Origin of the sequence: Catellatospora chokoriensis, assembly GCF_011297315.1 — a bacterium.
Classification (GTDB): domain Bacteria; phylum Actinomycetota; class Actinomycetes; order Mycobacteriales; family Micromonosporaceae; genus Catellatospora; species Catellatospora citrea.
In genome coordinates this window covers 31,573-55,359 of record NZ_JAAOTI010000021.1, presented here as the reverse complement: position 1 = coordinate 55,359, position 23,787 = coordinate 31,573, and the positions used below count along the sequence as shown (strand labels likewise).

Here is a 23,787-nt window from a genome sequence, read left to right as displayed (position 1 = left end):
GCCTACCGGGGGACCTACGAGCCGTTCTTCAGGAAGTCCGGCACGTCGACGTCGTCGAACAGCACCTTACGCTGCGACTGGGTCGGCGGGGTGTTGGTCGGTGTCGGGTGGCGCAGCGTGGGCGCCTCCACCGGCGGGGTGACCTTGCGCGGGATCTCCACCGGCTTGTAGGACGGCGAGCCGCCGTCGAAGCCGGCCGCGATCACGGTCACCCGCACCTCGTCGCCGAGGGCGTCGTCGATCACCGCACCGAAGATGATGTTCGCGTCCGGGTGCGCCGCGTCGGTGACCAGCTGCGCCGCGTCGTTGATCTCGAACAGGCCCAGGTCGGAGCCGCCCGCGATGGACAGCAGCACACCGCGCGCGCCGTCCATGCTCTGCTCCAGCAGCGGGCTGGAGATGGCGCGCTCGGCCGCCTCCACCGCGCGGTTGTCGCCGCGGGCGCTGCCGATGCCCATCAGCGCGCTGCCCGCGCCGCTCATGACGCTCTTGACGTCGGCGAAGTCGAGGTTGATCAGACCCGGCGTGGTGATCAGGTCGGTGATGCCCTGGACACCGGAGAGCAGCACCTGGTCGGCCTGGCGGAACGCGTCCATCATGGTGATGCCGCGGTCGCCCAGCGCCAGCAGCCGGTCGTTGGGGATCACGATGAGCGTGTCGCACTGGTTGCGCAGCTCCTCGATCCCGGACTCGGCCTGGACCTGGCGGCGCTTGCCCTCGAAGGAGAACGGCCGGGTGACCACGCCGATGGTCAGCGCGCCCAGCTTGCGGGCGATGTTGGCGACCACGGGCGCGCCGCCGGTGCCGGTGCCGCCGCCCTCGCCGCAGGTGACGAAGACCATGTCGGCGCCCTTGAGCACCTCCTCGATCTCGTCGCGGTGGTCCTCGGCGGCGTTCTTGCCCACGTCGGGGTTGGCCCCGGCGCCCAGGCCCCGGGTCAGCTCCCGGCCCACGTCGAGCTTGACGTCGGCGTCGCTCATCAGCAGCGCCTGCGCGTCGGTGTTGATGGCGATGAACTCCACGCCCTTGAGGCCGACCTCGATCATGCGGTTGACGGCATTGACGCCACCGCCGCCGATGCCGACGACCTTGATGACCGCGAGGTAATTGTGCGGAGGTGTCATCGGACCCTTCCTTCGAGGCTCTTGTGCCACAAGGGCGAGGGCTGCGCCCCCACCCGGCCTAGCTTGCCGCAACGGCGGAGGCGGACCTCCGGTCATTGCCGCTCCGGCAGCGGTTCGGGGCGGGAACCCTAAACCTCTACTAGAGCCTTACGGTTATGTCAATCATTGTCTTGTACGGAAACGTAAGCGTCGGCACGCTGTGATCCAAGGACCACTGCGGCGTGTCTCGTACTCCACTATGGAGACCTCGCGCACGCCACCGCGGGCGCGGGCCGCCCGGCGGGTTCAGCCGAGGGTCACGACCTCCGGCACGCCGCTGACGTCGATGCGCTTGTCCGGCTTGGCCAGCAGGGCGTCCGCCACCTTCGCCTTCATCTCGCTCCCCTCAGCGTCGCCCCAGGTCACGACCCGGTCCCCGGACATCTCCAGCCGGATCCGGGCCGGTCCCTCCACGACCAGGGTGGCCAGTTCGGACCGCAGCCGCTTGGTCAGCGACCGCAGCACCGTCAGCGCGGACTGGGTGGACACGTCCTGTGGACCCGGTGTGGCCAACTGCACCCGCACCACACCGGACGGAACGCTGGAGACCGTACGGTAGATCACACCATGATCATCGAAAAGATCGTACTTCTTTCCGTTGGGCACCGCGCCGACCGGCGTCCGCTCGACCACCTCGATGACGAGAGTGGACGGCCAGCTGCGGGTGACGGTGACCTCCCGGGCCGGGGGCAGCGCCGCCACCCGGGCGCGCACCGCCTCGGTGTCCACCCGCGCCAGCGGTGTGCCGTCGGCCACCGCCGCGGCCACCCGCACCTGGTCCGGTTCCAGGATCAGCACGCCGGACACCCATACTTCGCGCACCCCGAGCACCGGGGAGACGAAGACCAGCCAGCCCAGCACGCCCACCACCGCCAGCGCGACGGCGGCCAGGCCCAGCCGGGCCACCAGCAGCCGGCGGCGGCGCACCCGTCCCGCCCGGGACAGCGGGATCCGCGGACGCCGCATGAACTGCCGGACCCACGGCGGGATGGCGTCGGTGCCGGCCCGCACGAGCCGCCAGCGCCGCCGCGATCCGTCACCCGCGGCGGCGCCGGCGGCGTTGGTGTCGCGAGTCCGGCCCTCGGGCATCAGCCCAGCTCTCGTGCGTCCGGCGAGGCGTGACGGGCGACGTACCCGTTCGGGGAGACCGGCTCGGCGGGCTCCGCCAGGGCCGCCATGAGTTCGTCGCCCATCAGCGAGATCGGCGGCGCGCCCATGGTCACCACGACGTCGCCCTCGCGGGCCCGGCGGACCACCTCACCCGGCACGTCCTCCCAGGACGGCACGAAGATCTTCTGCTCCGGCGGCAGCGGGACGGCCGCGGTCAGCGCCACCCCGCCCTCACCGGGCTCGCGCACCTCGCCGGGGCCGAACACCTCCATGATCACGGCTTCGTCGGCGAGGCCGAGCGCGGTGGCCATCTCCTCCTGCAGGTCCCGGGTGCGGTACATGCGGTAGGGCTGGAACACCACCACCAGGCGGCCGTCCCCGGCCACCTCGCGCAGCGTGTGCAGGGCGGCCGTCATCGAGGTCGGGTGGTAGGCGTACTCGTCGTAGACGCGTACCCCGTTGACGATGCCCTTGAGCTCGAAGCGGCGGCGCACGCCCGGGTGCGCGGCCAGACCCGCGGCCACCACCTCGGGGTCCACGCCCAGCTTGAGCGCGGTCAGCACGGCCGAGGCGCTGTTGAGCCCGAGGTGCCGGCCGGGCACCGGCATGGAGAACTCGCCCAGCTCCTGCCCGTCCAGCGCGGCCAGGTAGCGCACGCCCGCGGCGGTCGTGGTGATGTCGGTCAGCCGCAGGTCCGCGTCAGGCGACTCGCCGTACGTGAACACGGTGCGCCCCAGCTCGCGCAGCCGGGCCGTGACCCGCATGGCGCCCGGGTCGTCGGCGCAGGCCACCACGAAGCCGTCCGGCTCCACCAGCGTGCCGAACTCGACGAAGGCGTCCTCCAGGTTGGCCAGCGTGCCGTACGTGTTGAGGTGGTCCTCCTCCACGTTCGTGATGATCGACACGTGCGGCCGGTACAGCAGGAACGACCGGTCGCTCTCGTCGGCCTCGGCGACGAAGAACTCCCCGGTGCCGTGGTGGGCGTTCGAGCCCACCTCGGAGATCTCGCCGCCGATCACGAACGACGGGGCCAGCCCCGCCTGCTGCAGGATCAGAGTGATCATCGAGGTGGTGGTGGTCTTGCCGTGCGTGCCGGCCACCGCGATGGTGCGCCGCCCGGTCATCGACGCCGCGAGGGCCTCGGAGCGGTGCAGCACGCGCAGGCCGCGCCGGCGCGCCTCGGCCAGCTCCACGTGGTCGGCCGGGATCGCCGTCGAGTAGATGACCGTGTCGACGCCGTCCAGGTTCGACACGTCGTGGCTCATGTAGATGGTGCCGCCCAGCGCGCGCAGCGCCGCCAGCGCGGGCCACTCGCGCAGTTCCGAACCGGACACCGGCACGCCGCGGGTCAGCAGCAGCCGGGCCAGGCCGCTCATGCCGACGCCGCCGACGCCGATCATGTGTACCCGGCCCAGGTCCTCCGCGGTGAGCACACCCGCCGGGATCATCTCCGCCGTCTCCACTGCACGCCTCCCTAGTTTCGCTTCGCCGACGCCAGCGCGTTCAGCAGGAACGCCCGCAGTTGCTCGTCGCCGTCCCGCCGGCCGTAGGCCGCGGCCGCGTAGCCCATCGTGGCCAGCCGGGCCGGGTCCGTGACCAGCGGCAGCACGTTCTGCTCGATCCACTGCGGGGTCAGCTCGGCGTCGTCCACGATAAGTCCACCACCAGCCTCAACGACCGGGAGCGCGTTGCGCCGCTGCTCGCCGTTGCCGTACGGCAGCGGAACGTAGATCGCGGGCACCCCGAGCGCGGCGGTCTCCGCGCAGGTCATCGCGCCACCGCGGCACAGCGCCAGGTCGGCGGCGGCGTAGCCCAGCTCCATCTCGTTGATGAACTTGACCCGCACGTACGGCGCGGCCAGGTCGCTGGGCACGTCGAAGTCGTCGTTGCGGGCCCCGATCACGTGCAGCACCTGCACGCCCGCCGAGGTGAGCGCCTTCGCCGACGCCGCCACGGCCAGGTTGATGGAGCGCGCGCCCTGCGACGCGCCGAACACGAACAGGGTCGGCCGGTGCGGGTCCAGCCCGAAGTGGGCGCGGGCCCGCTCGCGCAGCGCGACCCGGTCCAGCGTGGTGATGGACTGGCGCAGCGGCACGCCGACCACCGTCGCACTGCGCAGCGACTCGTCCTGGCGCGGCTGGTGCGGGAAGCCCACCGCCACGTTCTCGGTGAAGCGCATGCCCAGCTTGTTGGCGACCCCGGCCGGCACGTTCACCTCGTGGATCACGATCGGCGTGTGCCGCCGCCACGCGGCCAGGTAGGCCGGGACGGAGACGTACCCGCCGAAGCCGACGACCGCGTCCGCCTCGACCTCGTCCATGACCGCGCGCGCCGCCTTGGTGGACCGGAACATCCGGTCCGGGGTGCGCAGCAGGTTCATGTTCACCGAGCGGGGCAGCTGGTATGCCGGGATGTGCCGCAGGTCGTAGCCGGCCGCCGGGATCAGTTCCGTCTCCAGGCCGCGCGGCGTGCCCAGGCACGTGATGCGCACGTCCGGGTCGTGGCGGCGCAGACAGTCCGCGAACGCCAGCAGCGGGTAGATGTGCCCGCCGGTGCCACCACCGGCCAGCACCACCGACCGCAACCGGCCGTCACCTGACACCATCACCGTCTCCTCTCACCCGGACCACCTGCGTTGCCGGACCTGCCTGGCGACCCGCCCGGACGGCGGTCCCCCGAAGACTGTCCACCGGCCCGCGTCGCCGGCTCCTTCGCCTGCGGTTCGCGCGCCTTGACCACTCCCGTCGCCGCGGTCGCGGAGGCCGCCGTGTCGGCGGGTCGCGCCGGGGACGGCAGGGGTGGCAACGGGGCCCACACTAGCTGGGCCCACTTCGGGGCCGGACGGGCATGCAGGGCTCGTGCCGCGTCCGGCTCCGCGCGGGCGAACGACGCCAGCATGCCGACCGCCGCCAGGGTCACCACCAGGGCCGTGCCGCCGTCGGAGATGAACGGCAGCGGCAGGCCGGTGATCGGCAGCAGCTTGACCACCCCGCCGATGTTGATGACGGCCTGTGCCACCAGCCACAGCGTCACCGCGCAGGCCGCCATCCGGCGGAACGGGTCGTTGACCCGGCGGGCGATGCGCAGCCCGGTGAAGGCGAGCACGGCGAACAGTGACAGCACCACCAGGCAGCCCACCACGCCGAGCTCCTCGGCGATGACCGCGAAGATGAAGTCGTTGTGCGCGCTGGGCAGCCAGTTCCACTTCAGGCTGCTCTTGCCCAGCCCGACCCCGAACCAGCCGCCGTCGGAGATCGCCAGCAGCCCCTGCTTGGACTGGTAGCACGTGTCGTCGTTGGCGGTGCAGGTGATGACCTCGGCGTCGGTCTGGAAGAACGCGCCGAACCGGTCCGACCGGTAGCCGCCCAGGCCGGGCGCGACGATCAGCAGGGCGATGCCGGCCAGGCCGGTGCCGATCAGCATGCCGAAGTAGCGCATCGGCGTGCCGGCCGCCCAGAGCAGGCCGATGAACAGGATCAGCAGGCACAGCATGGTGCCCAGGTCGGTGTAGCCGACCAGCACGAACAGCAGGCCCACCAGCGGGAACAGCGGCGAGAACAGCTCGCGCAGGCGCACGATCGAGTTGCCCTTGCGGGTCAGCACGTCCGCGCCCCACAGCACCAGCGCGAACTTCGCCAGCTCGGACGGCTGGAGCTGGACCGGCCCGATGTACAGCCACAGCGTCTCGGAGTGGACGAAGCCGATCTGCGGCTTGGGCAGCACCTCGGACGCGTACAGCAGCGCGATGCCGTCCATCAGCACCAGCAGCACGATCGACACGGTCAGCGCCACCGGAGCCATGGCCCGGAAGGTGCGCCGCGGCAGGCGCTGGCAGACCCAGAACGCGGCCAGCCCCACCACCGCGGCGATGACCTGCTGCGCGATGACCGCGAACGCGTTGCCGCTGGCGCTGTACGCCGCGACGCTGGTCGCCGAGTAGACCATCGCCAGGCCGATGACCAGTAGCAGGCCCGCGCTGGCCAGCAGCAGGTAGTACGAGGCCAGCGGGCGGGACAGCAGGCCGCGCAGGGCGGCCAGCCAGGTGAACAGGTCCACCCGCAGCGCGCGGGGAGCCGGCGTGGCCGCCTCGGCGGGCGGGGCTGCCGTACGGGCGTCACCGGTCATCGAGAGGACTCCGATCTCGGCCGCTGCGGACGGGGTGCTGTTCTGTTGTGCCGGGCGCCGCGCGGCGCGGGCCGGGTCAGCCGGGCAGGGCGCGGACCGCCTCGGCGAACGCCTCGCCGCGGCGGGCATAGCTGGGGAACATGTCCAGGGACGCGGCGGCGGGCGCGAGCAGCACGGTGTCGCCCGGCTCGGCCAGCCGGGCGGCCGCCTGCACGACCTCCGCCATCGCCCCATCATCCGTGCGGGCGACGTCCACCACGGGCAGGTGCGGCGCGTGTCGCGCGAGCGCCGCGGCGATCTCGGCCCGATCCACGCCGAGCAGCACCGCCCCGGCCAGCCGTGGCGCGACCCGGGCCGTCAGCTCGTCGATGTCGACGCCCTTGAGCTGCCCGCCCGCCACCCACACGATGCGCTCGTACGAGGTCAGCGACGCCTGCGCGGCGTGCGGGTTGGTCGCCTTGCTGTCGTCGACCCAGGTCACCCCGCCGACCACGGCCACGTGCGCGTTGCGGTGGGGTTCGGGCACGTAACCGGCCAGGCCGCGCTGGATCGCCTCGTGCGGCACGCCCACCGAGCGCGCCAGCGCGGCGGCGGCCAGGGCGTTGGCCACGTTGTGCGCGCCGACCGGGTGGATGTCGGCCAGGGTGGCCAGCTCGTGGGCGTCGCCGTCGCCGGTGCGGTCCACGAGCACGTCCTCGACCACGCCGACGCAGCCGCGCGGCGGCACGTCGAGGGTGAAGCCGACCAGCGGGCCGGGCGGCCCTGCCGCGTGCAGCCCTTCCAGCAGCGCCCTGACGCGCGGATCGTCGAGGTTGCCGACCGCGGTGCCCCCGGTGGCCGCCGAGCGCCACACGGCGGTCTTGGCCCCCGCGTAGTGGTCGAAGCCGCCGTGCCAGTCCAGATGGTCGTCGGCGAGGTTGAGCAGCGCGCCGCCGTGCGGGGCCAGCGTCGAGGACCAGTGCAGCTGGAAGCTGGACAGCTCGACGGCCAGCACCTCGTATCCGGCGGGGCCGCCGGCCTGGGCGTCGACCAGCGGCACGCCGATGTTGCCCAGCGCCGCGGTGCGCAGGCCGGCCGCCGCCAGGATCGCGGCCAGCATGGTGACCGTGGTGGTCTTGCCGTTGGTGCCGGTGACCGCCAGCCAGCGGGGGCCGTCCGGCTTGCGCAGCCGCCAGGCCAGCTCCGGTTCGCTGTACACCTCGATGCCGGCCGCCGCGGCGGCCAGGGCCAGCGGGTGGTGCGGCGGGATGCCGGGCGTCACGACCAGGTCGTCGACCCCGGACAGCAGCTGCCCGGGGTCGGGCTCGCCGATCACCACGGGGATGCCCAGGCCCGCGAGCCGCTCGGTGACCTCCGATGCCGTCCGGTCGACGACGGTCACCTTGGCGCCGAGGCCCGCCAGGGCGGTGGCGCAGGCGGCTCCGGCCACCCGCGCCCCGGCCACCAGCACCGAACGGCCCTCGTACATCGATGTCACCCCATCACGCGCAGGAAGTCGCTGTAGAAGATGCCCAGGCCGATCGCCACCCCGATGCCGCCGATGATCCAGAAGCGGACGACGATGTTGACCTGGCTCCAGCCTGCCAACTCGAAGTGGTGGTGCAGCGGCGACATGCGGAAGACCCGTTTGCCGGTGGTCCGGAAGGAGATCACCTGGATCACCAGCGACATCGTGATGATCACGAACAGGCCGCCGATGATGGGCAGCAGCAGCAGGGTGCGCGTCGACATGGCCAGGCCCGCGATGAGCCCGCCCAGCGCGAGCGCACCGGTGTCGCCCATGAAGATGCGGGCCGGCGAGGTGTTCCACCACAGGAAGCCGACCAGTGCGCCGGCCGCCGCGGCGGCGATCATCGCCACTTCCAGCGGGTCGCGTACCGCGTAGCAGTAGTTGTTGGGGTTCGCCGCGTAGCCGGAGGTGTCGGCGCACCAGTGCTGGTACTGCCAGGCCGCGATGAAGCTGTACGCCCCGATCACCATCACCGAGGTGCCGGTGGCCAGGCCGTCCAGGCCGTCGGTCAGGTTCACGCCGTTGGTCGCGCCGAGCACGACGAACACGAACAGGACGATCGCGGCGACCTTGCCGATGTCCAGCCAGCCGATGTCCCGGACGAACGAGATCTTGGTGGAGCCGACGGTCTCGGTGTTCGAGCCCGGGTCGCTCAGCGCGATGATGCCGAACGCCGCGCCGACCAGCAGCTGGCCCAGCAGCTTGCCGCGCTTGTTCAGGCCGCCGCTGTTGCGCCGGCGCACCTTGAGGAAGTCGTCGATGAAGCCGACCGCGCCGGAGAACACGAACAGGCCGAGCAGCACCAGCGCGGTGATGGTCGGGGTGATCTGGGCGATCTGCTTCTCGGGCAGGGTGGTCAGGCTCAGGTGCGCCACCACGTAGGCGATGACGGTGGCGAAGATGAACACCACGCCGCCCATCGTGGGCGTCCCCTTCTTGGCCAGGTGGGTCTGCGGCCCGTCGGTGCGGATGGGCTGGGCGGCCTTGAGCCGGGTGAAGGCTTTGATGGCAAGAGGGGTGCCGAAGAGGGATACCGCGAACGCCACCAGGATCGCGACGATGATGGATCTCATCGGTGGCCGTCTCCGTCACTCGCACCCTGCAGGGCACGTGTCTCGCGCAGTGCGTCCACCACATCCCAGGTCCGGTATCGCGAACCCTTCACCAGCACGACGTCCGCGGACCGCAGACGCTCCCGCAGCACACCGATCGCCGCGGCCTGATCGCTGACCAGCACCGACTCACCTTCCCACTGCCGCACCGAGGCCGCGCCGTCGAGGATCGGCGCGGCCGACTCGCCCACCACGATGAGCAGGCCGACGCCGAGCGTAGCCGCCAGCGCTCCCACCTCGGCATGGCCGTCGCGCTCCGCCGGACCGAGCTCGGCGTGGTAGCCGAGCACCGCCACGGTGCGCCGCTCGTCCTGACCTGCGCCGCCGAGGGTGTGCAGCGCGCGCAGCGCCGCCGCGGTCGAGGCCGGATTCGCGTTGTACGAGTCGTCGATGACCGTGACACCGTCGGCACGGTCGAAAACATCCATCCTTCGGGTCGAGACGGCGCGCAACCGGGCCAGCGCCGCGGGCAGTTCGGCCCACGGCAGGCCGCAGCGCAGCGCGACCGCAGCCGCCAGCAGCGTGTTGCCCACCTGGTGCGCGCCGGTCAGCCCCAGCTCCACCCGTGCCGACTCGGTTCCTCGCACCACGGTGTACGAGGGGCGCCCGCGCCCGTCCAGCACGACGTCCACGGCCCGCAGGTCCGCGTTCTCGGCCTGACCCACCAGCACCGACGGCGCGGCGGTGACGCCGGCCATCGCCGCGACCCGCGGGTCGTCGCCGTTGAGCACGGCCAGCCCGTCCGCGGGCAGCGCCTGCACGATCTCGGACTTGGCCAGGGCGATGCCCTCCACCGAGCCGAACTCGCCGATGTGCGCCACCCCGACGTTGACCACCACGCCGATGTTCGGCGGGGCGATCTCGCAGAGGTCCTTGATGTGCCCGGCGCCGCGCGCACCCATCTCCAGCACGAGGAACCGGGTGTCCGCGTCGGCTTTCAGCGCCGTGTACGGCAGCCCCAGCTCGTTGTTGAACGTGCCGGGCGGTGCCACGGTCGGGCCGAGCTCACTGAGCAGGCCGCCGATCAGGTCCTTGGTCGTCGTCTTGCCCGACGAGCCGGTGATCGCCACGACGGTCGTGTCGAGGCGGTCCAGCACGGCTCGGGCCAGCCGGGCCAGCGCGGCCAGCGGGTCGGCGACCACGATCGTCGGCAGTTCGGGCACCGGGCGCGTGCCGAGCAGAGCCACCGCACCGGCGGCCGCGGCGGCCGGGGCGAAGTCGTGCCCGTCGGCCTTCTCCCCCGCGAACGCGACGAACAGGCCACCGGTGCCGATCTTGCGGGAGTCGAACTCCACGGTGCCGGTCACCCGCGACTGCGGGTCGCCGCCGTGCAGCTCGCCGTCGACGGCGGCGGCGATCTCGGCCAGGCTCAGCGGGATCATCGGCCCTCCTCGTGTTCGGCGGCCGGGTCGGCCTGGTCTGTCGCGGCGTCACGCGGCGCGGCGGCCCGCTGACCGGAGCCGTGGCGGGCCGTCAGCGCGGCGGCCAGTTCGATGCGGTCGTCGAACGGAAGCACCTCGCCGTTGATCTCCTGGCCGGTCTCGTGGCCCTTGCCGAGCAGCGCGATCACGTCGCCGTCCTTGGCCCGCTCCACCGCCTCGGCGATGGCGGCCCGGCGACCGGCGATCTCGACGACCTCGGCCACGGCGCCCGCCGTGCCCGCCAGCACGCCGCCGCGGACCACGGCCGGGTCCTCGGTGCGCGGGTTGTCGTCGGTGACGATGAGCAGGTCTGAGCCCTGCGCCCCGGCCGCGCCCATGAGCGGGCGCTTGCCGGTGTCCCGGTCGCCGCCCGCGCCGAGCACGCAGATCAGGCGGCCGCCGCGCGCGTCGGCCAGCGAGCGCAGGGCCAGCAGCGCCGCCTCGATCGCGCCGACCTTGTGCGCGTAGTCGACCACGCCCACCACCGGGCCGGGCGCGTCGACCTGCTCCAGCCGGCCGGGCACGCCCGGGCACGCGGCGATGCCGTCGGCGGCGGTGCGCGGGTCGACCCCGACCGCGGTCAGGCAGGCCAGCGCCAGCAGCGCGTTGGCCACGTTGTGCAGGCCGGGCAGCCGGACCCCGGCGGGCACCGGGCCGGCCGGGCCGAGCGCGGTGAAGCGCTGGCCGAAGTCCTGCTCGACGACGTCGGCGGCGTGCCAGGTCGCGGCGGGATCGCCCAGGGCGGAGTAGGTGATCGTGGCCGGGCGGCGCAGCGGCAGCAGGGCCGCGTCGTCGAAGTTGAGCACCTCGACCCGGCAGCGGCCGTCGAACAGCCGCGCCTTGGCCTGGAAGTAGTCGTCGGAGTCGGTGTGGAAGTCCAGGTGGTCCGAGCCGAAGTTGGTGTAGCCGCCGACGGCGAAGCGCACCCCGCCGACGCGGCCCATCACCAGCGCGTGGCTGGACACCTCCATCACCACCGCGGTGACGCCGTTCTCCCTGGCCAGCGCGAACAGGGCGTGCAGGTCGGTCGCCTCGGGGGTGGTGCGCACGCTGGTCACCCGGACGTCGCCCAGCCGGGTCTCGACGGTGCCGATCAGGCCGGTCACGTGTCCGGCGGCGCGCAGCCCGGACTCGACGAGGTACGCGGTGGAGGTCTTGCCGGCGGTGCCGGTCAGCCCGATCACGGTCAGCGCCGAGGTGGGCGAGCCGTAGACGGCGTCGGCGACCGGCCCCAGCGCCTCGCGGGCGTCCGCGACGACCAGCACGGGCACCCCGGCCGCCAGGGCGGGCGCGAGCGCCGGGTGGGCCGCGCCCGCGGCGTCGGTCAGCACGGCCACCGCGCCGGCGGCCAGCGCCCCGGGGACGAACTCCGCGCCGTGGCGGCGGGCGCCGGGCAGGGCCGCGTACAGATCCCCGGGCCGCACCTGGTCGCTGGCGTGGGTGATGCCGGTCACCTCGGCCGCGAGCGCCTCCGGCGAGGCCTCGCTGACGGCTCCGGACAGGCTCGCGAGCGCGGCGAGACCGACCGGCGCCACGCGGGCGGGCCGCAGCGGGGCGGCGGTGGAGCTGAGTTTCCCAGGCACGGCGTCAGACCTTACCCGCTGGCCCATGACCTACCGCACACCTGTGCCCGCTGTGTCTGACTTCTAGTGACATGCATCAGTAATACGTGACGAACTTGGGCGACCCGATGGTGCTCGGCAGCACCTTGAAGTGCCGCAGCGTGTACGCCATGATGTCGCGGAACGCCGGACCGGCGACCTTGCCGCCCGCCCCGACGCCCGGCGTCTTGACGAACACGGCCACCACGTAGCGCGGATTCTCGGCGGGGGCCATGCCGATGAACGAGCCGACCTCGCCCTTGACGTACTTGCCGTTGAGCACCTGCGAGCCGGTGCCGGTCTTGCCGGAGATGCGGTAGCCGGGCAGCGCCGCCGAGCGGCCGGTGGCCTGGTCGACGGTGGTCACCGCCTCCATGATCTCGCGCAGCGCGGCGGCGTTCTCGGCGCTGATGACCCGGTGCGACTTCGGCGGCGCGGGCTCGGTCACCTTGCCGCCGGGCGCGATGGTCTGCTTGATCAGGTGCGGCTGCACCCAGACGCCGTCGTTGGCGATCGCCGCGTACGCCGCCGCCATCTGCAGCGGCGTCACCGCCATCTCGTGCCCGATCGGGATCGAGCCGTGCGACGTCCCGCTCCAGTCCTCGGGGGCCTGCAGCTGGCCGGACGACTCGCCGGGCACCCCGATCCCGGTGGGCTGGCCGAGCCCGAACAGCTTCTGGTACTCGTACAGCTTCTCCGCGCCCAGCTTCTCGGCGATCTTGATGGTGGCCACGTTCGACGAGTACGCCATCAGCCCCGGCAGGGTGATCCGGGTGCCCTCGGCGAACTGGTGGGTGTCCCAGTAGACCTGGTCGCCCTTCTTGATCGACGGGCCGATCTTCACCGTCGAGTCGGGCTCGATCACGCCCTCCTGCAGCGCCGCCGACAGCACGATCGCCTTGTGCACCGAACCGGGGTCGACCACCACCGAGGTGGCGTTGTCGGCCAGCACCTCCGGCTTGGCCTCGCTCGGGTTGGCCGCGTCGAACGTCGGGTGGCTGCCCTGCGCGACGACCTCGCCGGTCCGGGCGTCCAGCACCACCACCGCACCCCAGACCGCCTTGACCTTCTCCATGTTCGCGGCCAGGATGTGCTGCGCCTGGAACTGCACGTCGCGATCGATGGTGAGGGTCAGCGAGCTGCCCGGCTGCGCCGGGGTCTCCCGCCGGAAGCCGCCCGGGATGGGCTTGTTCAGCTGCCCGTTGCCGGTCTCGTACTGCAGCTGCCCGTTGCGCCCGCGCAGCACCTGGTCGTAGCGGGCCTCGATGCCGGCCAGGCCGTTGAGGTCGGTGCCGGTGAACCCGATGAGATTGGCCGCCAGGTCGTGGCCCGGATGATCCCGCCGCTCGTCGCGGTCGACGATGATGCCGGGCAGCTTGAGCGCGCGCACCATGTTCGCGGTGTCCACGCTCAGCCCGCGCAGCAGCCACCGGAAGCGGATGGGCTTGCCGCTGACCTCCTGCTTGCCCTTCTGCAGCAGCGGCTCGATCTCCGAGGGAGCCTTGCCCAGCAGCGGCGCGAGCAGCCCGGCGGTCGTCTGGGGCTCCACGACCAGCTCGGGGTCGACCGCGACGAAGCGCGCCTCCACGCTCTGGGCCAGCACCGCCCCGGTGCGGTCGAAGATGCCGCCGCGCGGCGCGGGCAGCTTGATCGTGTCGAGCCGGTCCTCGAGCCCCTGCGCCGCGAACGCGGGCGCGTCGGCCAGCTGGAACTGCACCAGCCGCACCCCGATCGCGGCGAACAGCAGCAGCGACAGGGCGGTGGCCAGGCGCAGCCGGCGGCGCGGCTCGCCCATCTTCGGCGGGTCGGGCGGCGGGGCGACCGGGCGCTGCCGGCGGTCCTGCGGCCGGCCGCGGCCTGCGGGCAGCCGGTCGTCGCGGTACGGGTTGCGGGCCCGGGCGGCCTGCGTACGCCCGACGAACTCGCGGTCCGCGCGGACCGCGGGCCGGCCGCGACCCGCGGCGGCGGTGCGCCGGCGCGGAGCCTCCTCGACGTCGAAGTCGCCCTCGTCGTCGGCGCGGCGCGGCCGCCGGCTCGGCGCCCCCGTGACCCGTCCCAGCCGCTGCGGCGGGCGGCCCTCCTCGGCCCGGCCGCCGCGCACCATGCGCAGCTCGGCCCGGCGGCGCTGGAGCTCGGCCTCGGCCTGCGGGTCGGGGGCGGAGTCCGCGCCGGAACCGCCGTCGCGGGTGGTCCGTCCGCGGGGAGTGAAGGCGCGTGCGTCGCCGATACCGCTGCGCCGGTTGCGCCCCCGGTCCTCCGGCTCGTCGGTGTCACGTCGCGCCATCGTCGCCCCTTCTACGCCGTCATGCAGGCAGGCTCCGGCACGGCCCCCGAACGGGGGCCATGCCGGAGCGCGATGCTCACTGGCTGGTGATGCTCGGCTTGCCGGTGGCGGGCTGCGGCACCCCGATGATCTTGCCGTCGGGGAGCCGGATGAAGGCGGGCGCACCCGCCGGCACCAGGCCCAGCCGCTTGGCCGCCGCCTCCAGGCGACCCGGCGACTCCGCCTCCGTGATCTCCTGCGTGATCTGCTGCTCGCGCAGGTCGAGTTGCGCCTGCTGCTTCTTCAGATCGGTCAGCTGGATGGCACCCTCGGAGATCTTGGTGTTGAGCACCAGGATGCCGAGCACTCCGGCGACCACGACCAGCACGATGAGCAGCACGAACGGCGTTCGCGGCGCCGCCACCGGCATCGGCGGAGCCAGCCGCAGCCGCGGTCGCCGCACCTGCTGCGGCGGAACGGCCTCCGGCTGCACCGCCAGCGCGGCACTGCCCACCGTCCGGTAGCGTGCGCCCGAACGGCCTTCCTCACTCGCCTTCGCGTCGTTCGTCACGGCCCGACCCCCCGGTCGCGACGCCCCCTGCGACGGCGTTGTGCTGCGGCGCGATGCCCGCAGCGGTGTCACGTTCATCCCTACCCCCTTTGCTCGCAGCCTGCCGGTCCCCCGGTCAGGGACCCTGGTCCTGCTCAATCAGTTGCACGGCCCGCAGGCGCACCGACGCCGCCCGCGGGTTGCGGGCCACCTCGGCCTCCGACGCCATCTCGGCCCCGCCCCTGGTCAGCAGGCGCAGCGTCGGCCCGGTGCCCGGCAGCTCGACCGGCAGGTCCACCGGTCCGGTGCTGCGGGCGCGGGCCGCGAAGGCCTGCTTGGTGATCCGGTCTTCGAGCGAGTGGTACGACAGCACCACCACCCGTCCGCCGGGCTCCAGCACGTCGATCGCGGCGGGCAGGGCACGCTCCCACGTGGACAGCTCGCCGTTGACCTCGATGCGCAGCGCTTGGAACGTCCGCTTGGCCGGATGTCCCCCGGTACGCCGGGCCGGCGCCGGGATCGAGTCCCGCACCAGCTCGGCCAGCAGGGCCGATGACGTGATCGGCGCCTTGGCGCGCTCGCGCAGGATCGCCGCCGCGATCCTCGACGCGAACTTCTCCTCCCCGTACACCCGCAGGATCCGGGTCAGCTCGGGGTGCGAGTAGCTGTTGACGATCTCCTGGGCGGTGACGCCCCGGGTCTGGTCCATGCGCATGTCGAGCGGCGCGTCCTGGGCGTACGCGAACCCGCGGTCGGCCTCGTCGAGCTGCAGCGACGACACCCCGAGGTCGAACAGGACCCCGTCGACCCGCTCCAGGCCGAGCTTCGGCAGCACCTGCGGCAGCTCGTCGTAGACGGCGTGCACCAGGTGCACCCGGTCGCCGAACCGCTCCAGCCGCCGCTGCGAGTGGGCCAGGGCCTCGGTGTCGCGGTCGAGCCCGACCAGGATCGTGTTCGGGTGCGCCAGCAGCACGGCCTCGGCGTGGCCGCCGAGCCCGGTGGTGCCGTCGACGTAGACCGTGCGTCCGCCGGGTGCGTGACCGGGCCGGTCCAGGGCGGGGGCCAGCAACTCCAGGCATCGATCAAGCAGAACCGGCACGTGTACGCCACGTGGCTCCACCATCTCGACCCCCCTGTTTTCGCTGTGCCTCGTCGTACCGCCAGATCCCCAACCGCTTCCCCGTTCTCACCCTCGTCGCGGCCGAGGGTGAGAGCGATGCGCCTGGCGTCGGGGAAGTGACGCCAGGTGCCGGAGCGGGTGGAGATCTCGCGGTACGACTTCCGAGCCCGGCCGTTGTACGCGTGCCGGACCCCCGTCCTCACAGACCGCCGGGCAGCACCCCCTCCTCGATGTCGGCGAACTCGTCCTCGTTCGCCTCGAGGTAGGCGTCCCACGCCTGCTTGTCCCAGACCTCGACCCGGGTGCTGGCGCCGATGACCACGAGGTCCCGCTCCAGTCCCGCGTATTCGCGCAGGTGGCCCGGGATGGTCACCCGGCCCTGCTTGTCGGGGATCTCGTCGTGCGCGCTGGCGAAGAAGACCCGGCTGTAGGCACGGGCCGCCTTGTGCGTCATCGGAGCCTCGGCCAACTGGCCCGCGATGCGCTGGAACTCCGGCGTCGGAAAGACGTAGAGACAGCGCTCCTGCCCTTTGGTGATCACGACACCTCCTGCCAGCTCGTCACGGAACCGAGCGGGCAGGATCAGCCGGCCCTTGTCGTCGAGCCGGGGAGTATGGGTGCCCAGAAACATCGGCCCCCACCCCCTCCAGCACCGACACCGACGCCGTCTCGTTTCGCGGACGAGTCGGCGTGCGTTGCCCCCGGGGCCGGCGGACCATCCGGCCCGCCATTGCGCCCCACTTTACTCCACTTCCCTCCACGGTCAATGCGGATTCAGCCTTCCGGGTGCGGTTTCGCTCCACATAGGCGCAGCTCATGGCCGTAAACGACCGGTGGAGGGCGGCGCGGCGCGTTACCAAGGTCATCTTTTTGACACCCGGAGTCGCCGCAGCAAAAAGCACCCTCCGTCTCCGCGCAATCACCCGGAGGTGGCTATGCGGTGACAGAGGGTGCTTGACAGCTGCCTCTTGGTACTACTCAGTTATATGACCGTCGATCTCCAGGTCAGTCCCCGGCGGTGTCGGCTTCAGCCTCGTCGCCGTCCTCCTCGGTCCGGGCGGCGGGCCCGGCGGACTCCGGGCCGGCGTCCGGGTCCTCGCCGGACGGGCGGCGCTGGTCGCGGCGGGACTGCCCGTCGGGCTGGGCCGACGCGCTGGCGGAGGTCTTGGCGGTGGTCGGGGCGGGTTTGGCGGCGGGGGCGCCGAGCAGGCTGACCGCGGCGATACCGGCGCCCAGGCCCAGCAGCAACCGGGCGGGGCGCCGCTCGGGGAGTTCGAGCACAGCGATGTCCTTCCAGGGGTGCGGCTTCCCACTATGCCGGAGGCTCGCCACCGGCACGTGGCGCGCAGACGCGCGCGGCTGCTGTATCGTTTTACCCTTTCGGACCCGATTCGCGCAATACGCTGGGAAAACAGCCGACCGGACAGTGGTTCACGCCACAGGCCTGACGCCGTCCGGGAGTCAGGTAGCCTCTCCGGCGTGACGGAGAACAAGCTGCCGCTGCGAGCCTCGCTCGCGGCATCGGTCTCGCGCACCGCCGCCGCGCTCTCGCGCGCCACCGGCCGGGGCGACGGATCGGTCATCGGCGGGCGACTAGGCATGATGATCGACCCGGATCTGCTCGCCCACCTGGCGGCCGGGCGGCGCATCGCGCTGGTCTCCGGCACCAACGGCAAGACCACCACCACGCGGTTCACCGCGGCGGCGGTCGGCGTGCTGGGCGACGTCGCCACGAACTCGTTCGGCGCGAACATGCCCACCGGCCACACCTCCGCGCTGGCCCGCGCCGGCGCCACGCCGTACGCCGTGCTGGAGGTCGACGAGCACTACCTGGCGCAGGTGCTCAAGGCCACCACGCCGCTCGTCGTCGCGCTGCTGAACCTCTCCCGCGACCAGCTCGACCGGGCCAAGGAGGTGGCGATGATGGCGCAGCTGTGGCGCGACGCCCTCACCGACCACCCCGACGTGCACGTCGTCGCCAACGCCGACGACCCGATGGTCGTCTACGCCGCCGCCGCGCACGCCGCGGCCGGTGAGGGCCGGGTGACCTGGTTCTCCGCCGGTCAGCGCTGGCGCGAGGACGCGCACGTCTGCCCCGCCTGCGGCGCGCACATCGAGCGCGACGAGGCCGACGCGGACTCGTGGCGCTGCGCCACCGGCGACCTGGTCCGCCCGGCGCCCCAGTGGACCGTCGACGAGTCCGCCGTGATCGACCCCGAGGGCGTACGCCACGAGGTCAAGCTCCAGCTCCCCGGCAAGGTCAACGTCGGCAACGCGGCGACCGCGCTGGCCGTGGCGCACCGGTTCGGGGTCTCCCCCGCCGACGCCGCGCCCAAGCTGGCCGAGGTCGCCAGCGTGGCCGGCCGCTACGCCCAGGTCGACCGGGACGGGCGCAACATCCGCCTGCTGCTGGCCAAGAACCCGGCCAGCTGGCTGGAGGCCTTCGACATGGCCGAGGAGCAGCCCACCCTGCTGTCGATCAACGCGCGGGACCCCGACGGCTTCGACACCAGCTGGCTGTTCGACGTCGACTTCGCGCCGCTGCGCGGCCGCCAGGTCCTCATCACCGGCGACCGGGCCTACGACCTCGCCGTACGGCTGCAGGTCAACGACGTCCCCTTCACCCACGTGAAGACATTCGACGAGGCGGTCGCGGCGGTGCCGCCCGGCCGCCTGGAAGTGATCGCGAACTACACCGCGTTCCAGGACATCCGAGCGGAGTTGGATCGAGTTGTCTAGCGCACTCCAGATCGTCTGGGTCTACCCCGACCTGCTGTCCACCTACGGCGACCGCGGCAACATGCTGATCCTGGCGCACCGCGCCAAGCTGCGCGGCATCCCCGCCGAGACCGTCGAGGTGCGCTCCGACCAGGCGCTGCCCTACGGCGACATCTACCTCATCGGCGGCGGCGAGGACGGCCCGCAGGCCCTGGCCGCCCAGCGGCTGCTGGCCGACCGCGGCCTGCACCGCGCCGTGGACCGCCGCGCGGTGGTGTTCGCCGTCTGCGCCGGTTACCAGCTGCTCGGCAACAGCTTCTTCGCCAAGGGCGCCAAGTGCGACGGCCTGGGCCTGCTCGACCTGCACTCCGACCGCGGCCCCACCCGGGCCGTCGGCGAGCTGGCCGGCGACATCGACCCGGCGCTGGGCCTGCCCATGCTCACCGGCTTCGAGAACCACGGCGGCCGCACCCACCTCGGTCCCGGGGTCAAGCCGCTGGCCAAGGTCCGCGCCGGCATCGGCAACGACGGCGCGACCGAGGGCGCGTGGTCCGGCACCGTCATCGGCACGTACTCGCACGGCCCCGCCCTGTCGCGCAACCCGGCCCTGGCCGACCTGCTGCTGCGCTGGGCGACCGGCGAGGAGAACCTGGCCGCCGCCGACGACACCTGGCACACCCGGCTGCGCAGCGAGCGCCTCGGCGCAGCGGGACTCGTGTGACCGCCGCTGCCGAGGTCACGACCTCGACGACGACTGACACCATGGCGCCGGACGCTCCGCCGCAGACACCGCCGACCGGCCGCGCGGCCGGCACGCACTGGCCCCGGCTGGTCGCGCTCGCCGGCCTGGTCGGGCTGGCCGGCTTCGCCGCGTGGAAGCTGCCGCTGGAGAAGCTGCCTGCCTGGGTGGACCAGCTCGGCCCGGCCGCTCCGGCGGTCGCGGTGCTGGTCTGCACGGTGCTGCTGTGCGCGCTGGTGCCGCGTACCGCGATCTCGCTGGGCTGCGGGGCGCTGTTCGGCGCGATCGGCGGGGCCGCCTGGTCGTTGACCGCGGCGCTGCTGGCCGCGACGATCACGTACGCCGCCGGGCGCTGGGCGGGGCGTGACTTCGTCGCCGCGCACGCCGGGGACCGGCTGGCCCGGCTCGACCGGTGGCTGGCCCGGCGCGGCCTGCTGGCCGTCATCGTGGTCCGGCTACAGCCGATCGCCCCGTTCGGCCTGGTCGGATACGCGTACGGGACCAGCTCGGTGCGCTTCCGGCACTACCTGCTGGGCACCGCGCTGGGCGGGCTGCCGTCGTCGTTCAGCTACGCCACCATCGGCGCGGCCGCAATCGCCCCGCACTCGCTGAGCTGGCTCACCTTCATCCCGGCCGCGACCGGCATCCTGATCAGCGCCGCCGCCGCCCTGCACTGGCGCCACCAGACCCGCACCACCGCCCGCCCGGCCACCGCCTGATCAGTCCGCGGTGCCGGCGGGCACCACCCACTGCGTGGACTGGCCGGTGACCGCGGCGATGGTGTCGAAGTCGCGGTCGTAGTGCAGCACGGTGAGCCGTTGCAGTTCGGCGGTCGCCGCGAGCAGCAGGTCCGGTATGGACGCGGCACGGTGCTGCCCCCGGCGCGCGAGTTCATGCTGCACCTCCGCGGCGCGCTCCCAGGCCCGTTCGGCGACCGGCACCCAGGCGAAGGCCAGCCGGAAGCGCCGCGCACCGGCCTCGTACTCGGCCAGGTTGCGGGCTGAGTAAAGGGTCTCCAGCTCGGAGACGGGGCACATCGCCACCCGGCCGGACTCGATCAGCGGGCCGAGCACCGCCAGCACGGCCGGATGCCGCAGCCGGTGCAGCGCGCTGGTGTCGACCAGGTAGGTCACGACCACGCGGCGGCGTGGACGGCATCGTCGCCGAGGTCGGCGAAGGCGCCGCCGGCGAACATCTCGATGACGTCACGTCGTGCCTTGGCCGCGATCACCTCGCGGATGGCGAGCCGGACCGCCTCGGTGTTCTTCGTGGTGCCGAGGATGTCCTTGGCCTGCGTGAGCTCTTCCTGGTCGATGTCGACGAGCACCTGGGTCACCGCACCGCTCCGATCTTTAAAGAATCTTCACCCAGAAGTTTAATGAACGATGCCCTAGATCGTAAGAGCGGCTGGTGGCGGCCTACGTCGAAGGCGTTAAGAAGGGCACCTTCCATAACGCGGAGCGTTAAGAAGGTGCCCTTCTTTCGGGCACAGCTCAGGCGACGATGCTGACCAGGCGGCCGGGGATGACGATGACCTTCTTCGGCTCCTTGCCGGCCAGGGAGTCGGTGACCGCGGCCAGCGCGGCGGCGCGGACCTCGTCCTCGGCGGCCTCGGCAGCCACCTCGACCCGGCCGCGGACCTTGCCGTTGACCTGGACCGGGTAGGTGACCAGGTCTGCGGTCAGCAGCGCCGGGTCGGCGACCGGGAAGTCGGCGAAGGTCAGCGAGCCGTCGTGGCCCAGCTTGGACCACAGCTCCTCGGCGATGTGCGGGGCGACCGGGGCCAGCATCAGCACCAGCGGCTCGGCGATCTCGCGCGGGGTCGCGCCGGCCTTGGTCACCGCGTTGGTCAGCTCGATCAGCTTCGCGACGGCGGTGTTGAAGCGCAGCGCGGCCATGTCCTCGCGGACCCCGGCGATGGTGCGGTGCAGCAGGCGGCGCAGGTCGTCGGAGGCCGGGGCGTCGACCACGGTGACGCCGCCGGTCTGCTCGTCGACGATGGTGCGCCAGACCCGCTGCAGGAAGCGGTACGAGCCGACGACGGCCCGGGTCTCCCAGGGGCGGGACACCTCCAGCGGGCCCATGGACATCTCGTAGACGCGGAAGGTGTCGGCGCCGTAACGCTCGACCATCTCGTCGGGCGTGACGACATTCTTCAGCGACTTGCCCATCTTGCCGTACTCGCGGTTGACCTTCTCGCCGTTCCAGGTGAAGACGGTCGGCTGCTCCTCGGCGACCTCCTCGGCCGGGACGTAGGCGCCCCGGTCGTCGGTGTACGCGTACGCCTGGATGTAGCCCTGGTTGAACAGCCGGTGGTAGGGCTCGTAGCTGCTGACCCGGCCCAGGTCGAACAGCACCTTGTGCCAGAACCGGGCGTACAGCAGGTGCAGCACGGCGTGCTCGACGCCGCCGACGTACAGGTCGACGCCGCCGGAGTCGCCCGCGTGCTGCGGACCGACCCAGTAGGCCTCGTTGGCCGGGTCGACGAAGGCCAGCTCGTTGGTGGGGTCCAGGTAGCGCAGCTGGTACCAGCAGGAGCCGGCCCACTGCGGCATGGTGTTGGTCTCGCGGATGTAGGTCTGCGGGCCGTCGCCCAGGTCCAGCTCGACCTCGGTCCACTCCTTGTTGCGCGACAGCGGCGTCTCCGGCGAGGAGCCGGCGTCGTCGGGCTCGAAGGTCTTCGGCGAGAAGTCGGCGACCTCGGGCAGCTCCAGCGGCAGCATCGACTCGGGCAGCGCGATGGCCTGGCCGTCGGGGCCGTACACGATCGGGAACGGCTCGCCCCAGTAGCGCTGGCGGCTGAACAGCCAGTCGCGCAGCCGGTACGTGGTCGCGCCCTGGCCGTGGCCCTCGGCCTCCAGCCAGGCGATGATCTTCTCCTTGGCCTCGGCGATGCCCAGGCCGTCCAGCATGCCGGAGTTGATCGCCGGGCCCTCGCCGGTGAACGCCTTGCCGTCGAAGCCCGCCGTCGGCTGCACGGTGCGGATGATGGGCAGCTCGAAGACCTCGGCGAACTCCCAGTCGCGCTCGTCCTGGCCGGGGACGGCCATGATCGCGCCGGTGCCGTAGCCGGCCAGCACGTAGTCGGCGATGAACACCGGCACGCGCGCGCCGTTGACGGGGTTGACCGCGTACGCCCCGGTGAAGACGCCCGTCTTGACCTTGGCGTCGGCCTGGCGCTCGACCTCGGTCTTCGCCGCGGCCTCGGCACGGTACGCGGCGACCGCCGCGGCCGGGGTGTCGTGCCCGCCGGTCCACACCTCGTGGGTGCCCTCGGGCCAGGCCGCCGGCACGATGCCGTCGACCAGCTCGTGCTCGGGCGCGACGACCATGTATGTCGCGCCGTAGACGGTGTCCGGGCGCGTGGTGAACACGCGGACGACCTCGGCGCTGCCCTCGACCGGGAACGAGATGTGCGCGCCCGTCGAGCGGCCGATCCAGTTCCGCTGCATCGCCTTGATCGGCTCGGGCCAGTCCAGCGTGTCCAGGTCGTCGATCAGGCGATCGCCGTACGCGGTGATGCGCATCATCCACTGCTTCAGGCTGCGCTTGAAGACCGGGAAGTTGCCGCGCTCGCTGCGCCCGTCGGAGGTGACCTCCTCGTTGGCCAGCACCGTGCCCAGGCCGGGGCACCAGTTCACCGGGGCCTCGGAGACGTACGCCAGGCGGTGCTCGTTGATGATCGCGCGCTGCTCGGCGACGGACTTCGACGCCCAGGTCGGGTCCTCGGCGGCGAACTTCTCGACCAGCTCGCTGATCGGCCGGGCCTTGCCCTGCTCGGCGTCGTACCAGGAGTTGAAGACCTGCAGGAAGATCCACTGGGTCCAGCGGTAGAACTCGACGTCGGTGGTGGCCACCGAGCGCCGGTCGTCGTGGCCCAGGCCCAGCATGCGCAGCTGGGCACGGTAGCGCTCGACGTTGCGCTCGGTGGTGACCCGGGGGTGGGTGCCGGTCTGCACCGCGTACTGCTCGGCGGGCAGGCCGAACGAGTCGAAGCCCATCGTGTGCAGCACGTTGAAGCCCGCCATGCGCTGGAAGCGGGCGAACACGTCGGTGCCGATGAAGCCCAGCGGGTGGCCCACGTGCAGGCCCGCGCCGGACGGGTACGGGAACATGTCCAGCACGAACTGCTTCGGGGCGCCCGAGCGGGGGTGCGCCGGGTCGGCCAGCGGGCCGGCCGGGTTGGGCGCGTGGAACGTGCCGTGCTCCTGCCAGAAGTCCTGCCAGTGCGCCTCGATGGCGTTCGCGGTCGCGGCGGTGTAGCGGTACGGGGGAATGTCGGCCGGGGTCTCGGCGTGCTCGCTCATGTCCAGGTCCTCACGAGTCAGATCAAGATCAAAGTCATCGGGCGGTAT

At 72.5% G+C, this 23,787-nt stretch carries 19 protein-coding genes and 1 pseudogene; 3 read left to right on the top strand and 17 right to left on the bottom strand.

The genetic code is table 11. The features are described from left to right. Positions 1 to 14 precede the first annotated feature (14 nt). The 14 genes and pseudogenes from ftsZ to HAV39_RS27835 form a co-directional block, all read right to left on the bottom strand. Entirely contained in the window at positions 15 to 1,124 is a 1,110-nt protein-coding gene (gene ftsZ / locus HAV39_RS27900) for a cell division protein FtsZ (protein ID WP_120316113.1), read from the bottom strand. A gap of 285 nt (positions 1,125 to 1,409) precedes the next feature. Beyond that, positions 1,410 to 2,252: a cell division protein FtsQ/DivIB gene (locus HAV39_RS27895; protein ID WP_191842166.1), complete on the bottom strand. Its 843-nt coding sequence runs from the start codon at positions 2,250 to 2,252 to the stop codon at positions 1,410 to 1,412. Next, the gene (gene murC, locus HAV39_RS27890; RefSeq protein WP_373311588.1) at positions 2,252 to 3,721 is read right to left on the bottom strand and encodes a UDP-N-acetylmuramate--L-alanine ligase; all 1,470 of its coding nucleotides are present in this window, start codon (positions 3,719 to 3,721) and stop codon (positions 2,252 to 2,254) included. The genes HAV39_RS27895 and murC overlap by 1 nt, the downstream gene beginning before the upstream one ends. A gap of 26 nt (positions 3,722 to 3,747) precedes the next feature. Next, a complete protein-coding gene (murG, locus tag HAV39_RS27885) occupies positions 3,748 to 4,878 on the bottom strand; it encodes an undecaprenyldiphospho-muramoylpentapeptide beta-N-acetylglucosaminyltransferase (RefSeq protein WP_191842165.1) in 1,131 nt (376 codons plus the stop codon). Further along, positions 4,878 to 6,398 (bottom strand): FtsW/RodA/SpoVE family cell cycle protein, encoded by a 1,521-nt coding sequence (locus tag HAV39_RS27880; protein WP_191842164.1) that lies wholly within the window; start codon positions 6,396 to 6,398, stop codon positions 4,878 to 4,880. The genes murG and HAV39_RS27880 overlap by 1 nt, the downstream gene beginning before the upstream one ends. A gap of 76 nt (positions 6,399 to 6,474) precedes the next feature. Further along, entirely contained in the window at positions 6,475 to 7,866 is a 1,392-nt protein-coding gene (murD, locus tag HAV39_RS27875) for a UDP-N-acetylmuramoyl-L-alanine--D-glutamate ligase (protein ID WP_191842163.1), read from the bottom strand. Between the two features lie 5 nt (positions 7,867 to 7,871). Further along, a complete protein-coding gene (mraY, locus tag HAV39_RS27870; protein WP_120316119.1) occupies positions 7,872 to 8,981 on the bottom strand; it encodes a phospho-N-acetylmuramoyl-pentapeptide-transferase in 1,110 nt (369 codons plus the stop codon). Beyond that, positions 8,978 to 10,402 (bottom strand): UDP-N-acetylmuramoyl-tripeptide--D-alanyl-D-alanine ligase, encoded by a 1,425-nt coding sequence (locus HAV39_RS27865; RefSeq protein ID WP_191842162.1) that lies wholly within the window; start codon positions 10,400 to 10,402, stop codon positions 8,978 to 8,980. Before HAV39_RS27865 ends, mraY begins: the two co-directional genes overlap by 4 nt. Before the next feature lie 77 nt (positions 10,403 to 10,479). Further along, positions 10,480 to 12,051, bottom strand: a pseudogene (locus HAV39_RS27860) (UDP-N-acetylmuramoyl-L-alanyl-D-glutamate--2,6-diaminopimelate ligase); the annotation flags it as partial. A 49-nt stretch (positions 12,052 to 12,100) separates the two neighbouring features. Beyond that, positions 12,101 to 14,326 carry a peptidoglycan D,D-transpeptidase FtsI family protein gene (locus tag HAV39_RS27855; protein WP_239120138.1) on the bottom strand — a complete coding sequence of 742 codons (2,226 nt, stop codon included), beginning with the start codon at positions 14,324 to 14,326 and terminating at the stop codon, positions 12,101 to 12,103. Positions 14,327 to 14,402: 76 nt separating this feature from the next. Beyond that, entirely contained in the window at positions 14,403 to 14,954 is a 552-nt protein-coding gene (ftsL, locus tag HAV39_RS27850; RefSeq protein WP_120316122.1) for a cell division protein FtsL, read from the bottom strand. 37 nt (positions 14,955 to 14,991) lie between these two features. Then, complete coding sequence (gene rsmH / locus HAV39_RS27845; protein ID WP_191842160.1) at positions 14,992 to 15,978, bottom strand: 16S rRNA (cytosine(1402)-N(4))-methyltransferase RsmH; 987 nt, start codon at positions 15,976 to 15,978, stop codon at positions 14,992 to 14,994. A 196-nt stretch (positions 15,979 to 16,174) separates the two neighbouring features. Continuing rightward, positions 16,175 to 16,606 (bottom strand): division/cell wall cluster transcriptional repressor MraZ, encoded by a 432-nt coding sequence (mraZ, locus tag HAV39_RS27840; protein ID WP_120316124.1) that lies wholly within the window; start codon positions 16,604 to 16,606, stop codon positions 16,175 to 16,177. A gap of 374 nt (positions 16,607 to 16,980) precedes the next feature. Next, a complete protein-coding gene (locus tag HAV39_RS27835; protein ID WP_191842159.1) occupies positions 16,981 to 17,256 on the bottom strand; it encodes a hypothetical protein in 276 nt (91 codons plus the stop codon). A 213-nt stretch (positions 17,257 to 17,469) separates the two neighbouring features. Here HAV39_RS27835 and HAV39_RS27830 point away from each other — a divergent pair, with 213 nt between their 5' ends. The 3 genes from HAV39_RS27830 to HAV39_RS27820 are packed head-to-tail and all read left to right on the top strand — an operon-like array spanning position 17,470 to position 20,151. Next, positions 17,470 to 18,714, top strand: coding sequence for a MurT ligase domain-containing protein (locus HAV39_RS27830; protein WP_191842242.1), 1,245 nt, complete (start codon positions 17,470 to 17,472; stop codon positions 18,712 to 18,714). Continuing rightward, positions 18,707 to 19,414: a type 1 glutamine amidotransferase gene (locus tag HAV39_RS27825; protein ID WP_373311568.1), complete on the top strand. Its 708-nt coding sequence runs from the start codon at positions 18,707 to 18,709 to the stop codon at positions 19,412 to 19,414. Before HAV39_RS27830 ends, HAV39_RS27825 begins: the two co-directional genes overlap by 8 nt. Positions 19,415 to 19,455: 41 nt before the next feature. After that, on the top strand, positions 19,456 to 20,151 hold the full coding sequence (locus HAV39_RS27820) for a TVP38/TMEM64 family protein (RefSeq protein ID WP_191842158.1): 696 nt from the start codon (positions 19,456 to 19,458) through the stop codon (positions 20,149 to 20,151). Here HAV39_RS27820 and HAV39_RS27815 read toward each other — a convergent pair whose 3' ends face one another. The 3 genes from HAV39_RS27815 to leuS form a co-directional block, all read right to left on the bottom strand. Next, complete coding sequence (locus tag HAV39_RS27815; RefSeq protein WP_191842157.1) at positions 20,152 to 20,571, bottom strand: PIN domain nuclease; 420 nt, start codon at positions 20,569 to 20,571, stop codon at positions 20,152 to 20,154. Beyond that, positions 20,562 to 20,768 carry a type II toxin-antitoxin system VapB family antitoxin gene (locus HAV39_RS27810; protein WP_191842156.1) on the bottom strand — a complete coding sequence of 69 codons (207 nt, stop codon included), beginning with the start codon at positions 20,766 to 20,768 and terminating at the stop codon, positions 20,562 to 20,564. Before HAV39_RS27810 ends, HAV39_RS27815 begins: the two co-directional genes overlap by 10 nt. Before the next feature lie 157 nt (positions 20,769 to 20,925). Beyond that, the gene (leuS, locus tag HAV39_RS27805; protein WP_191842155.1) at positions 20,926 to 23,739 is read right to left on the bottom strand and encodes a leucine--tRNA ligase; all 2,814 of its coding nucleotides are present in this window, start codon (positions 23,737 to 23,739) and stop codon (positions 20,926 to 20,928) included. Positions 23,740 to 23,787: the final 48 nt, after the last annotated feature.